Here is a 13,584-nt window from a genome sequence, read left to right as displayed (position 1 = left end):
GGGCGGGGCAGCTTTGGGCCGCCCCGCGCCGGGTTACAGCAAAAGCTGGTAGGTGTGCGGCATGTAGGAATAACCGCTGCCGTCCGTTTCGACATAGCCGAACGCAGGCCACGGCATGTGGTAGCCGACGAACGGTATCTTGTCGGCGCTGAGCATGTCGAGCATCCGGCGGCGGGTCGCGGCGGCGGTGGCCTTGTCCATGTCGAACTGTACTTCCCAATCGGGATGGGCCAGCGACCAGACATAGTGGTTGGCGAAATCCGCGCCCAGCACCAGCTGCTTGCCATCGGATTCGATCATATAGGCCATGTGGCCGGGCGTGTGACCGAAAGCCGCCATCGCGGTGATCCCGGAGGCGACGCTGCCGCCGTCCTTCAGCATTTCCATCTGCTCGGCCAACGGCTTGACCTTGGTATTGAACCCTTCGTCGCCGGTCTGGGACCACGCATCGAATTCGGTGCTGCCGGTGACGTAGCGCGCGTTGGGGAAGGTGACGGTGCCGTCGGTGCTGAGCCCGCCGATGTGGTCGCCGTGCATGTGGGTCAGGACCACCACGTCGATCATCCCGGCCGCGTATCCCGCCGCCTCAAGTGCTGCGGTGGTCGCCGCCCCGTTCAGCCCGGTGTCGAACAGGATAAGCTCTGCGCCGGTGTTCACCACCGTGGGGGTAAAGAAGAATTGCGCAGCGTCGGTGGGCAGATTGGCGGCAGCGGAGGCTTCGGCAAATGTCTCGTCATCGACGTTCTGGCCAAAAATGCTGTGCGGGTTCTCGACGGTGCGGGTGCCGGCAAGAATGGTGGTCACATCGAACTGGCCCAGTTTGACGCGCTGGTAGGGCGCAACGCTGAAGCCGCTAAGTGGGGCGGACGCGCGGGCGGTTCCCGCAGCGGTGGCGGCGAAAGGCAGCGCGGCGGCACCGGACAAGGCCGTGCGGCGGCTGATCAGGGGGCTTTTTCTCATGGGTTTTTCCTCTCATACGTTGGACGTGGAAAACAGATAGACCGCACGCAGCGAAAATCCTGTCGGAACGTCCGTCAAATTCTTGCGAGCGGGCGTGAGGGTGCGCCATAACTGGACAATCGCGCGATGCTATGACACTCAGCGCGCTAACAGGAGTCACATATGTCCGACAACACCATTACACGTTTCGCGCCCTCTCCGACCGGTTGGATCCATGTGGGCAACCTGCGGACGGCGCTGATGAACTACCTGATTGCGCGCAAGGCGGGCGGCACGTTTATCCTGCGCATCGACGACACGGACCCGAACCGGTCGAAGGAAGAGTACGTCGACGGGATCAAGCGCGATCTCGACTGGCTGGGCCTGCACTGGGATCGGGTAGAGCGTCAATCGCTGCGGCTGGAGAAATACGAGGAAGCGGCGCAGAAGCTGCGCGAGATGGACCGGTTTTACGAGGCATTCGAGACGCCGACCGAACTGGACCTCAAGCGCAAGAAGCAGCTCAACATGGGCAAGCCGCCGGTTTATGACCGCGCCGCGCTGAAGCTGGATGCGGCGGAGCGCGATGCCCTGCGCGCCGAGCGGGGGCCGGGCGTGTGGCGGTTCAAGCTGTTGCAGGAGCGCATCGTGTGGGACGACGGTATTCTGGGCGATGTGTCCATTGACGGGGCGTCGGTGTCGGATCCGGTGCTGATCCGGGGCGACGGCCAGATCCTGTATACGCTGGCGAGCGTGGTGGATGACACGGAGATGGGTGTGACCCATGTGGTGCGCGGATCCGATCACGTCACCAACACCGGCACCCAGATCCAGATCATGCAGGCGCTGGGCGGCACCGTGCCGCAGTTCGCGCATCACTCGTTGCTGACCGGTCCGCAGGGCGAGGCGTTGTCGAAACGCCTTGGTACGCTGGCGCTGAAGGATCTGCGCGAGGCGGGCATCGCCCCGCAGGCGTTGTTGAGCCTGATGTCGCGTCTGGGATCGAGCGATCCGGTCGAGTTGCGCACCGACATGCAGACGCTGATCGACGGCTTCGACATCTCGCGCTTTGGCTCCGCGCCGACGAAATTCGACGCCGAGGATCTCAAGCCGCTGACGGCGCATTACCTGCAGACCCTCGATCTGGAAGACGTGGCCGAAGATATCCGCGCGCTGGGCGTGCCGGACGATCAGGCCGCGCGGTTCTGGAGCGTGACGCGCGAAAACATTACCACGCTGCACGATCTGGAGGGCTGGTGGAAGATGTTCACGCAGGGCGCCGAGCCGGTGATCGATGACGAGGACCGCGAGTTCATCGCCCAGGCGATGGCGCTGCTGCCGGAAGGCGCATTCACCGATGAAACGTGGAGCACGTGGACGGCGCAGGTGAAGGAACAGACCGGGCGCAAGGGCAAGAGCCTGTTCATGCCGCTGCGCAAGGCACTGACCGGACAGGCGCACGGGCCGGAGATGGCCACGCTCATGCCATTGCTGCAGGTCGTCAAAGCACGCCGATAAGGCTGTTGCGAAGCGGTTGGATCAAAAGGGCCGGGCGCGGGGTGCGTCTGGCCCTTTTTGCTGTTCCGTGCACCGGATCGCATGGTCGGCTTATGGAGGCGCAGGGCCTCAGAACCAGAGACGTCCCGAAGATATCTGCGTGATATTTGCCGGACTGTTTCTGCGCTTTCGTCCGAGTTCGCTGTGCGGACAAAGCACCATTTCTTTGTCGATGAGATGATCGAAAGTCCGCTATTAGAGTAACTTTAGAGCCCCGCTTTTGTCTCTGCTACAAAACGAGTGCGCCATGCTAGGTTCGTTTCATCCGCAAGTTTTGCCGTCTTCAAAGGGACATTTTCAGCAATCGATGCGTCTAAACCAAGGCTTGTCAAAATAACTGACAAAAACGCCTGTGGCCTCCGGGAGAGCTCTTCGTAAGTGATCGTAATTGGCGCAATTGACTGTTTAGCAAACCACTGCACCCATTCTTCATTCTGCTCGACGGCCTGTTGCGCAAAGGCTTGTATCTTACCGTAGTCATATCCCGCTTCGTAAGTGGGTTCTTTTCGTTCCAAGTCAGTGCCGTCAGCATTCCGGTGCCACAGACCAGTCTGCTCTGCACGGAGGCGCGATATCGCTTGGTCTAAGTGGCTTTCCCGCTTCAAATAGATGAACTGAGTATTGCCAAAAACTGCCTCCATTCGTTCTCGGTCAGTCGCCTTGCATGGATGTAAAAGCTTAATTTGATCCGCAAAGAACTGAAAGCTGTCTCGTTGAAGTCGTAAACCGAAGATTCCGGTTCCGCCTTGCCCGACCCTAAAAGCGGCTGCAAAGATTGCATTGAGCGCGGCTTGTTCTGACGCAAAGCTATGCTTGTTCAGGTCGTAGTATCCGAACCACGCATCAATTGACGGCTCGTGAAAGTGTGACGCCGGATTTCCAGCAATTCCTGTTGCGGACAAAAGCTTGCATAGCATTGTGCTTCCGCTGCGAGGAGACGTGCAAATTACGTATGACATTTGGGTGCATAACGGCACAGGCGCACTTCTCCTAAATTTGAACAGCGTGATAGCACCTTCTTGCAAGATGTAGCATCAGTTACTTTGGGATTTAGGTTGCCGTTCGCCGCACCGTTTACTGTAAATGGCTGGCTCCTGCGCGCGCTTTTTCATGCCGGGAGGACGGTGGCCGAGCGCAGGGCGAGATGCTGGTCCACCAGCGCGGTTTCCTGTGCGCTGAGGGTCAGTGCGCGGGGATAGCGGGGGGCGGTGCGGTCGTTCAGGATGGGGGTGTCCCAGCCGTCGGTGGTGTCGAAGAACTGTGCGACGCCTTGCGCGCCGTATTCGCGCAGATAGCCTTGCACCACCACGTCGAGATAGCTGAGCAGAATCCGGTGATCGCCGTCCGCGACCCATGTCTCTTGCGGCACGGAGTAGTGAGAAATCTGCGTGGCGGGATCGAGATCATGGTGCACGGCGCGGTCGGACGGCAGGCGGGCGTAGCCGGTTTCGCGGGTGTCGAGCGCGATCCAGTCGGCGTTGGGCACTTGCGCGATCAACCCGTCGATCACGCTGTCCTCATCGGGCACCACGCTGAGGAACGCCAGTTCGCGCACCGGTGTGCGCACCCAGGCGCGGCGCCAGCCCTTGAGCTGCGCGCGCGCGGCGTTGGTATAGCCGTGGGTATCGCGGTTCACGAGGCTGCCGTAGCCAAAGAAAAAGGGATGCATCAGGGGCCTTTCGTATCGAAATTCCGCGCTACCTAACCATCGGTGCGAAAGCGGCACAACCGGTCAATCGGCGGATTGTCAAACGCCGGTGTGTTTGGCAGAAAAGCGAAGATGCGAAAGGAAGCGTAGATGAGATTCACCGAAGAGCACCTGTGGCTGCGCAAGGAAGACGGCGAGGATGATGTGATCATCGGTCTGAGCACCTATGCGATCGACGAACTGGGCGAGGCGAAATTTGTCGAACTGCCCGAAGAGGGTGATGTTCTGGTTGCCGATGATCCCGCAGTGGTGATCGAGGGGGAGGATACGCTTGACGTGCTCGCCCCCCTCGACGGTGAGGTAACGGAGGTGAACACGCGGCTGGTCGAGAACCCCGAAGTGATCTCGGACGATCCGATGGGCGACGGCTGGCTGTTCCGGATGACGTTGGACGACCCCGATGCATACGATGAATTGATGACCGAAGCCGCCTATCAGAAATACATCCGCTAGGCGGGCTTCGCTGCGCTACGCTACGCTACGCTTCCTGCGTGTCGGGTTCTGCGATCAGGAAGTTGAACACTTTTTTCAGGCGATTCCACGTCGTCTTGTCGGGCGCCACAAGCAGGTGCCCGGTCTGCCGGTTGGCGGTATAGGGCCCTCCGTCGAGCATTTCGACGTGCGCACCGGCGCGCGCGGCCACCAGCGCACCGGCGGCGTGATCCCACGGATGCATCGACGCGGTGAGCAGGAAATCCATGTGGCCCTGTGCCAGCAGCCGGTACTCATGTGCCGAGCAGCGCATGTTCGTTACCCGTTTGAACGAAGGAAAGCTGGCGGCAAGCTGGTGCTGCATGTCCTTGGCGAACATGTGCAGCGGGATATTGCCGGACAGCTCTTCGAGCGGTTTGCCCATCGCAACCCTGAGCGCGCGGGTGGCGCCGAAGGGGCGGGCAAGCTCTGCCACGCCGTCCTCTTCGGCGATGGCCCAGTCATCCGCGACAGGGTCGTAGATCATCCCGAACACTGGCTTGCCGTACCGCGTGGCCGACACGATCACGCCGAACAGCGCGATACCGTGCGCGAAGTTCCAGGTGCCGTCGACGGGGTCTACCAGAAAGGCGAGCTGGGCTTTTTCCATACCTTCGAGCAGGCCGGGATCGGCGGCGGCGGCCTCTTCGCCGATCACGATCGCGTCGGGAAAGGCGATTTGCAAGGCGCGGGCGATCATGGCTTCGGCCATCGTGTCGGCATCCGTGACCAGATCGTCCGCATGGGATTTCGTGCGGATGTCGCTGGAGGAAAGCTGCCGGAAGCGCGGCATGATCTCGGCACGGGCGGCGCGGCGCACGACGTTGACGACGCCTGCACGCTGTGCCGCGCTGAGGGCGGGGGGCAGCGGGGCGGGAAGGTTGGACGGTGGCGCTTGCTCTTGGTCGGACATGAAAGCTCTCCTTACTGGCCAAAGGTGTGACGCCTCGCGCGCGGCGAGGCAAGGGGGGTGGGGCAGGCGGCCGGGCTATTCGCGGGCGCGCAGGACGGCGGCGGGGCGCGCATCGAGCGCGCGGCGGGCAAACCCCAGTCCGGCCAGCACAGTTGCTGCGATTCCGCCGAACACGATCATAAGGGCGGATGACCAGATTATGCTGTAGTCGGTTTCCATCACCCGGGTGCTTACGGCCCAGCCGCCGAGGATCCCGACGAGCAATGCGACGCCGCCTGCGGCCAGGCCCAGAAGGGCAGCGCGCAAGATGAAGCTGGTGGCGATGGCACGGCGTGATGCGCCCATGGTCTTGAGAACGGCGGCCTCGTAGGTGCGTGCATCCGCGCCTGCGGCGGCGGCCCCGATCAGCACCAGAAACCCGGTCAGAAGCGTCGCCGCCGCCCCGTAGGAGGTCGCGGCGGCAAGCCCCTCCAGAACATCCGCCACCCGGTCGATCGCGTCCTTGACGCGGATCGCGGTGACGTTTGGATAGGACGTCGCCAGATCGCGCAGGATCGCGGCCTCCGCTTCCGGTTCGGCATAGACGGTCGAGATGAAGCTATGCGGCGCGCCCGACAGTGCGGAGGGGTTCATCGTGAGGATGAAGCCGATGCCGGCGGTCGAAAAATCAACCTCCTGAAAGCTCGCGATGGTGCCGGTGATGTCGCGGCCCAGCACGTTGATGGTAAGGGTGTCGCCCAGGCTGAGGCCGATTTCACCGGCCTCTTCGGCGGCAAAGCTGATCAGCGGCGGGCCGGTATAATCCTCGGACCACCATTGGCCGGCGGTGATATTGGCATCGGGGTCGGGACGCGCGGCGTAGGTCACACCGCGATCGCCCGTCAGTACCCAGTGATCGCCGCCCACATCGCGCGCCGGGCGGCCGTTGATCTGCGTTATGACGCCGCGCAGCATCGGCGCGCTTTCGACCTTGTGCACCGCCGGGTCATTGTCGAGCCGCGCGGAATAGCCTGCCATCTGGTCACGCTGGATATCGACAAAGAAATAGGACGGCGCGACATCGGGCAGGTTGTCGGAGATCGCACGGCGCAGGTTACCGTCGATCTGACCGACGGCGGCGAGCACCGACAGGCCGAGGCCCAGCGACAGGACGACCGCGCTGGCCCCTTCGCCGGTGCCGCCGATCGCCGCCATCGCCCAGCGCAGGCGGGGTCGCCCGCGCGCCAGCCGCGCCATGTGACGCGCCGTGATGCGGATGAGCCACGCAGCGACGACCAGCAGCGCCAACGCACCGGTGATGCCGCCCAGCGTCCACATCGTCAGCGACCAGCTGCCGTTGAACCAGCCCGCGAGGCCGACCAGAAGCACGAGCGCCAGCGCCGTTGCCGCAACGAAATACCACGACGGCCAGCGCGGAGCGCCGGCCCATGCGTCGCGGAACAGCGTCGCGGCGCGCACCTGCTCGGTGCGAGCCAGCGGCCACAGTGTGAAGATGAAGGCGGTGAGCAAGCCATAGATCGCCGCCTCGAACAGTGGTGCGGGGAAGATGCCGAAGGCGGCGGGAACGGGCAGGCGCGCCTCGAGCAAAGGCGCGAACAACAATGGCACGCCGCCGCCAAGGATCACGCCGATGCCCACGCCCAACAGCGACAGCAGACCGATCTGCATGAAGTAGGTCTGGAAGATCGTTGCCCGGTCAGCGCCCAGCGCGCGCAGGGTTGCGATGACTTCGGTCTTGCGCGCCAGATAGCTGCGCACCGCCGCCGATACGCCGACGCCGCCCACGGCGAGGCCCGATAGCCCGACGAGGATCAGAAACGCGCTCATCCGTTCGACGAATTGCGCGACACCCGGTGCGCCGTTGCGGGCGTCGCGCCAACGCATGCCGCTGTCGGTAAAGAGCGCCTTTGCCTCGGCCTCGACCTGCGTGATCACCGCCGTATCGGGCAGATCGAGGCGGTATTTGCTGTTGAACAGTGTTCCCGCAGAAAGCAGCCCCGACCCCGCCAGACTGTCGCGCGTGACCATCGTACGCGGGCCGAGCGCGAAACCGGCGGCGGCGCTGTCGGGTTCGCGGGTGATTTCGGCGCTCAGGCGAAATTGCTGCGTGCCGAGTGTGAATGTGTCACCGGGCTGCAGGCCAAGACGGGCGATCAGCGCACGTTCCATGACTGCGCCGGGCAGTCCATCGCGCCCGGCCAGCGCGTCCGCCAACGGCATGTCGGGCCTCAGCGCCACCGACCCGATCAGCGGATAGGCGTCATCGACGGCCTTCACCTGTGTCAGCGCGCGGTCTTCGCCCACCGTCGCCATCGAGCGGAATTCGGCGATTTCAGACACTTCGAGCGCCTGCGATTCCATCCAGGCGCGCTCCTGCGCGGTGGCGAAGCGATAGGTGAGGTCCAGCTCCCCGTCGCCGCCGAGCAGGGAAGCGCCTTCGCTCGCGAGCCCGGCCTCGATGCCCGCGCGCACCGATCCGACGGCGGCGATGGCGGCGACGCCGAGGGCAAGACAGGCGAGAAACAGGCGAAACCCACGCAAACCGCCGCGCAGCTCGCGGCGGGCGAAGGTGGCGGCGAGGCGGAGGCTCATACGATACGCCCGTCGCGCAGGGTGATGATCCGGTCGCAGCGTTGTGCGAGCGCGTCTGAATGCGTCACCAGCACCAGTGTCGATCCGTGTTTGTCACGCAGATCAAAAAGCAGGTCCATGATCGCGTCGCCGTTGACGGTGTCGAGGTTGCCCGTCGGCTCGTCCGCCAGCAAGATCGCCGGGCGCGGTGCGGTGGCGCGGGCCAGTGCCACGCGCTGCTGTTCGCCGCCCGACAGCTGCGCGGGATAGTGATCGGTCCGTTGACCCAGACCCACCGTGCGCAGGGCGTCGGCGGCGCGGTCGAACGCATCCGTGTGACCGGCAAGCTCCATCGGGGTGGCGACGTTTTCAAGCGCGGTCATCGTCGGGATCAGGTGAAAGGACTGGAACACGATGCCCATCCTGTCGCGGCGGAATCGCGCCAGCGCGTCTTCGTTCATGGCCGTCAGATCATGGCCCATCGCGGACACGGTGCCGCCCGTCGCCTGTTCGAGCCCGCCCATCACCATCAGCAGCGAGGATTTGCCCGACCCCGACGGCCCGATCAGACCGACACTTTCGCCTTCCGTTACGTCGAAGGTGATCCCTTGCAGGATATCGACAGGTCCCGCATTGCCATTCAGTCGCAACGCTGCATCTTTGAGGGAGAAGATTGGGTCGCTCATCGGGCAGGCCTTTGTCTAGGGTGTTCCTTTGGGATATGGAGGAAAAGTGACGATGCGCAAGGCTTTGGGATTAATTGTTGTTCTGTTCACCGCGATGCCGGTGTCCGCGCAAACGGTGATTGCAGCACTCGGTGACAGTCTGACGCAGGGCTACGGTTTGCCGGTCGAAGATGGCTTTGTGCCGCAGCTTCAACGCTGGCTGGACGCGCAGGGCGCAGACGTGCGCCTGATCAACGCGGGCGTATCGGGCGACACGACGTCGGGGGGGCTTGCGCGGGTGGACTGGACGCTGACGCCGGAGGTGGACGGCATGATCGTTGCCTTGGGCGGAAACGATTTGTTGCGCGGTCTGGCCCCGGAACAGGCGCGCGCCAATCTGGAAGGTATCGTACAGGCAGCGCAGGCGGCGGATGTCGAGGTGTTACTGATCGGCATGCAGGCGCCCGGCAACTTCGGAGCGGGCTACAAGGCGCAGTTCGATGCGATGTACCCCGAGTTGGCCGAGACCTATGGCACCGGCTATTTCGAGAGCTTTTTTGCAGGGCTGACGCAGGACGATGCGGAGCCAGACCCGAGCGCATTGCGGGCGTGGTTCCAGGCCGACGGCATCCACCCCAACGCCGACGGTGTTGCACGGATTGTCGAGGCAATCGGGCCTGCGGTTCTGACACTCGCGCAGGACGCGGCGGAGTCCTGAATGCTGCTGCCCGATTATTGGGCAGCCCGCGCAGGAGGCGTGCGGGCGGTGACAAATCCATTGCCGGAGATAAATTTTACCAGTTGATAAAAAAATGGACCTGTGCCAGCGTTTTCCCATCAGGGGACGGATTTGGCAGAGGAGCCACGCATGGCAGACAAGATTTACGAGGCAGGAGTGCAGGCTGGGCGGCTTTCTGCGGAGGTCTACGACACCCATTTTTCGGATTTGCATCCGGCCCTGGACATCCACGAAGCCCATGTGGCGGCGGACCGGTGCTATTTCTGCCATGACGCGCCTTGTATCACGGCGTGTCCGACAGACATCGACATCCCGCTGTTCATCCGACAGATCGCGACCGGCACGCCGGATGCGGCGGCCAAAACGATCCTGACCCAGAACATCCTTGGTGGCATGTGCGCCCGCGTGTGCCCGACCGAACAATTGTGCGAACAGGCCTGCGTGCGCGAGGCTGCCGAGGGCAAGCCCGTGCTGATCGGACAGCTGCAACGCTATGCGACGGATCATCTGCAGAAACAGGGCATTCATCCGTTCGAACGCGCAGCCGAGACCGGTAAGCATGTCGCGGTTGTCGGCGCGGGGCCTGCGGGGCTGAGTGCGGCGCACAGGCTGGCGATGTTGGGCCACACGGTTACGGTCTACGACGCACGGCCCAAGCCGGGCGGTCTGAACGAATATGGCATTGCGGCGTACAAGACGCCCGATGGTTTCGCGCAGGAGGAGGTCGATTGGCTGCTCGGGATCGGAGGCATCACGATCCGGAACGGATCCGCATTGAGCCGTGACATCACCCTGGACGAGCTGCGCGGCGATCATGACGCGGTTTTCCTTGGCGTGGGGCTGGGCGGTGTCAATGCGCTGGATGCGAGTGGCGCGGATAAGGCAGGCGTGCTGGACGCCGTTGATTTCATTGCCGACCTGCGCCAGGCGCGCGACATGGCGGCCGTGCCGGTGGGCCGCGACGTCGTGGTGATCGGCGGCGGCATGACGGCGGTGGACGCAGCGGTTCAGGCCAAGCTTCTGGGCGCGCTGAACGTGACGCTGGTGTACCGCCGGGGGCGCGAGCGCATGAACGCGAGCCCCTTTGAGCAGGATCTTGCGGCGTCCAAGGGCGTGCGGATCGTGACGCACGCGGTGCCCAGGGCCGTGCACGGCAACGGGTCCGTGCGCGAGATCGAGTTCGATTACGTCGATGCCGACATGATGCCCACCGGTGACACCCTGCGCCTTGCTGCGGATCAGGTGTTCCGTGCCATCGGCCAAACGCTTGAGGGGGATCATTTGCCCGCGCTGGAGCACCGCAAGATCAAGGTGGACGGCACGGGGCGCACATCGGTCGAGGGCGTATGGGCCGGGGGCGATTGTGCCAGCGGCGGCGATGACCTGACGGTGACGGCCGTGGCCGAGGGGCGCGATTCGGCGATGGATATTCATGCCGCCCTGACCGGCGGCAATGCCTGAGCTGCCCGAAGCGGAGGCGGCGCGCCGGCGGATTGCCGATGGCGCGCTGAACCGCACGATCGAAGGATTCGAGCTGGGCGAGGTCAGCCATATGGATCTGCCGGACGCGGAAGCGTGTGCCCGACTGATCGGTACGCAGTTCACGCGAACGCACCGGCACGGGAAGTACATATTCGTAGGCTCGGTCGAGGGTCCGTGGCTTCATATTCATCTGGGCATGTCGGGATCGATCCGGGTTTGCGAGGCCGGGGAGGATCTGCCCCGGTACATCCGCTTTACAGTCGTCTTCGAGGGCGAACACCGGCTGCATTTCCGCGATCCGCGCAAGTTCGGCCATATCGAGCTGGTCGAAGATGTGGACGCGTTTGTCGAGGACAAGGGCTTGGGTCCGGATGCGCTGCGTATCGGTGACAACGCGTTCGTAAAGGCGATCGGCGGCACGCGGGGCGCCGTGAAATCCGCGCTGCTCAGCCAAAGGAAACTCGCCGGGATCGGCAACCTCTGGGCGGATGAGACGCTGTACCGGACTGGCATAGACCCCGAAACGCGGGCTTGCGATCTGGATACGGCGCGGATCGGCGACCTGCACAGGGCGTCCCGCGATATCCTGCAGGCGGTCGTGGACACGGGGGCCAACTATTCGAGACTTCCGGACGACTGGCTTATCCATCACCGCAATGCCGGTGACGACTGCACCCGCTGCGATGGCACGATCGAGAAGAAAACCGTGGGCGGGCGAAGTTCCTACTTCTGTGCCGGCCATCAAACGACCGCTTAAGGGAGAGCTGACAATGGCTGATCTGACGACAGAATTTCTGGGCATCAAGAGCCCCAACCCTTTCTGGCTGGCTTCCGCGCCGCCGACGGACAAGGAATACAACGTCCGCCGCGCCTTTGAGGCGGGCTGGGGCGGGGTGGTGTGGAAGACGCTCGGTTCCGAAGGGCCTCCCGTGGTCAACGTCAACGGGCCGCGCTACGGGGTGATCCACGGGGCGGACCGGCGGGTGCTGGGCCTCAACAATATCGAGCTGATCACCGACCGCGATTTGCAGACCAACCTGGATGAGATCACGCGTGTGAAGGCGGATTATCCGGACCGCGCGATGATCGTCAGCATCATGGTGCCCTGCGAGGAGCAGGCGTGGAAGGACATCCTGCCCCGCGTCGAGGCGACGGGTGCGGACGGGATCGAGCTGAACTTCGGTTGTCCGCACGGCATGAGCGAACGTGGCATGGGCGCGGCTGTGGGGCAGGTGCCGGAATACATCGAGATGGTCACGCGTTGGTGCAAGCAATATTATTCGAAACCGGTTATCGTGAAGCTGACGCCGAACATCACCGACGTGCGCAAACCGGCGGAAGCTGCGCGGCGTGGCGGGGCGGATGCGGTGAGCCTGATCAACACGATCAATTCCATCGTCTCGGTCGATCTGGACAGCATGTCGCCGCACCCTTCGATTGACGGCAAGGGGACGCATGGCGGTTATTGCGGCCCGGCAGTCAAACCCATCGCATTGAGCATGGTCAGCGAGATCGCGCGCGCGCCCGCGACGGCGGGAATGCCGATCAGCGGCATCGGTGGCGTGACCACATGGCGCGACGCGGCGGAATACATCACGCTGGGCTGTGGCAATGTACAGGTGTGTACGGCGGCGATGACCTATGGCTTCAAGGTGGTGCAGGAGATGATTTCGGGCCTGAGCGAGTGGATGGATGAAAAGGGCCACCGCTCGATCAGTGATTTCATGGGCGCGGCGGTGCCAAACACGACCGACTGGCAGTATCTCAATCTGAATTACATCTCCAAGGCGTCGATCAATCAGGACGATTGCATCAGCTGCGGCAGGTGCTACGCGGCTTGCGAAGATACCTCGCACCAGGCCATTGCCATGTCGGAGGACCGCACCTTTACCGTCATCGACGAGGAATGCGTCGCCTGCAACCTGTGCGTCGAGGTGTGCCCGGTGGAGAATTGCATCACGATGGTGCAGATGGCACCCGGCACGACCGATCCGCGCACCGGCAGGGTTGTCGAGGAGACATACGCAAACTGGACGACGCACCCGAACAACCCGTCGGCCACCGCAGCGGAGTGATCAGGCCCTTTCGTCCGAGAGATGTTTGAGAATGGGCGCCGTCGGCAAGGGATCCGGCGGCGCGACCTCGTCGAAGGGGTTGTGGATCTGCAACGGCGGTTTGTCATCCGCGACCTGCGCATCGACGACGGAGGCGGAGACGGCGCCGCTTGGCTGCGGGAGTGTTCGGCGGGTGCGGGCGGCGGCCTGCTGCTCGAAGCTGGCGCGCGCCTGATCGTCGCTGCCGCCCGAGGCCATGCCGCCGCTGCTTTTGCCACTGGCACCCATCGTCGTGACCGTTAACGTCGGCGCGAGCACGGTAGTTGTTGCCTGCGTTTGGCTGGCCGGACCGGTTGTGGGGATACCCGATACCACGGGTAGGGGAGTGGAAAACGGCATGAACGTTCCTTTCGAGAAAGTCGAAACGCCCGCCACCCGGTGATCATCCTCTGCCCCAACCCTTTACAGCGTCTTAACGTACCGGA

At 63.5% G+C, this 13,584-nt stretch carries 13 protein-coding genes; 6 read left to right on the top strand and 7 right to left on the bottom strand.

The genetic code is table 11. The annotated features are described in order from the left end of the window. Positions 1–33: 33 nt before the first annotated feature. Entirely contained in the window at positions 34–960 is a 927-nt protein-coding gene (locus tag Q1A06_RS17915) for an MBL fold metallo-hydrolase (RefSeq protein WP_299566827.1), read from the bottom strand. 162 nt (positions 961–1,122) lie between these two features. Here Q1A06_RS17915 and gltX point away from each other — a divergent pair, with 162 nt between their 5' ends. Next, on the top strand, positions 1,123–2,457 hold the full coding sequence (gene gltX, locus Q1A06_RS17910) for a glutamate--tRNA ligase (protein ID WP_299566825.1): 1,335 nt from the start codon (positions 1,123–1,125) through the stop codon (positions 2,455–2,457). Positions 2,458–2,702: 245 nt separating this feature from the next. On the opposite strand, the gene Q1A06_RS17905 is transcribed toward gltX, so the two are convergent. Then, on the bottom strand, positions 2,703–3,455 hold the full coding sequence (locus tag Q1A06_RS17905) for a Stf0 family sulfotransferase (RefSeq protein ID WP_299566946.1): 753 nt from the start codon (positions 3,453–3,455) through the stop codon (positions 2,703–2,705). A gap of 149 nt (positions 3,456–3,604) precedes the next feature. Next, complete coding sequence (locus Q1A06_RS17900) at positions 3,605–4,165, bottom strand: gamma-glutamylcyclotransferase family protein (RefSeq protein WP_299566823.1); 561 nt, start codon at positions 4,163–4,165, stop codon at positions 3,605–3,607. Positions 4,166–4,294: 129 nt separating this feature from the next. On the opposite strand from Q1A06_RS17900, the gene Q1A06_RS17895 reads away from it, so the two are divergent. Further along, a complete protein-coding gene (locus Q1A06_RS17895) occupies positions 4,295–4,657 on the top strand; it encodes a glycine cleavage system protein H (protein WP_299566821.1) in 363 nt (120 codons plus the stop codon). A gap of 25 nt (positions 4,658–4,682) precedes the next feature. On the opposite strand, the gene Q1A06_RS17890 is transcribed toward Q1A06_RS17895, so the two are convergent. The 3 genes from Q1A06_RS17890 to Q1A06_RS17880 all read right to left on the bottom strand — a co-directional run bounded on the left by Q1A06_RS17890 (position 4,683) and on the right by Q1A06_RS17880 (position 8,845). Further along, positions 4,683–5,588: an inositol monophosphatase gene (locus Q1A06_RS17890; protein WP_299566819.1), complete on the bottom strand. Its 906-nt coding sequence runs from the start codon at positions 5,586–5,588 to the stop codon at positions 4,683–4,685. A gap of 75 nt (positions 5,589–5,663) precedes the next feature. Beyond that, the gene (locus Q1A06_RS17885; RefSeq protein WP_299566817.1) at positions 5,664–8,180 is read right to left on the bottom strand and encodes an FtsX-like permease family protein; all 2,517 of its coding nucleotides are present in this window, start codon (positions 8,178–8,180) and stop codon (positions 5,664–5,666) included. Next, a complete protein-coding gene (locus Q1A06_RS17880; RefSeq protein ID WP_299566815.1) occupies positions 8,177–8,845 on the bottom strand; it encodes an ABC transporter ATP-binding protein in 669 nt (222 codons plus the stop codon). Before Q1A06_RS17880 ends, Q1A06_RS17885 begins: the two co-directional genes overlap by 4 nt. 52 nt (positions 8,846–8,897) lie before the next feature. Between Q1A06_RS17880 and Q1A06_RS17875 the strand changes: the two genes are divergently transcribed. The 4 genes from Q1A06_RS17875 to preA all read left to right on the top strand — a co-directional run bounded on the left by Q1A06_RS17875 (position 8,898) and on the right by preA (position 13,120). Beyond that, positions 8,898–9,542 (top strand): arylesterase, encoded by a 645-nt coding sequence (locus tag Q1A06_RS17875; RefSeq protein ID WP_299566813.1) that lies wholly within the window; start codon positions 8,898–8,900, stop codon positions 9,540–9,542. Between the two features lie 150 nt (positions 9,543–9,692). After that, entirely contained in the window at positions 9,693–11,024 is a 1,332-nt protein-coding gene (locus Q1A06_RS17870) for an NAD(P)-dependent oxidoreductase (protein WP_299566811.1), read from the top strand. Continuing rightward, entirely contained in the window at positions 11,017–11,802 is a 786-nt protein-coding gene (locus Q1A06_RS17865; protein WP_299566809.1) for a DNA-formamidopyrimidine glycosylase family protein, read from the top strand. The genes Q1A06_RS17870 and Q1A06_RS17865 overlap by 8 nt, the downstream gene beginning before the upstream one ends. 13 nt (positions 11,803–11,815) lie before the next feature. Further along, the gene (preA, locus tag Q1A06_RS17860) at positions 11,816–13,120 is read left to right on the top strand and encodes an NAD-dependent dihydropyrimidine dehydrogenase subunit PreA (RefSeq protein ID WP_299566808.1); all 1,305 of its coding nucleotides are present in this window, start codon (positions 11,816–11,818) and stop codon (positions 13,118–13,120) included. Here preA and Q1A06_RS17855 read toward each other — a convergent pair whose 3' ends face one another. After that, positions 13,121–13,498 (bottom strand): hypothetical protein, encoded by a 378-nt coding sequence (locus Q1A06_RS17855; protein WP_299566806.1) that lies wholly within the window; start codon positions 13,496–13,498, stop codon positions 13,121–13,123. It lies immediately after the preceding gene. Positions 13,499–13,584 lie beyond the last annotated feature (86 nt).

The sequence above is a fragment of the uncultured Sulfitobacter sp. genome (assembly GCF_947497275.1).
GTDB lineage: Bacteria > Pseudomonadota > Alphaproteobacteria > Rhodobacterales > Rhodobacteraceae > Sulfitobacter.
This window is presented reverse-complemented; position numbering and strand designations above follow the sequence as displayed.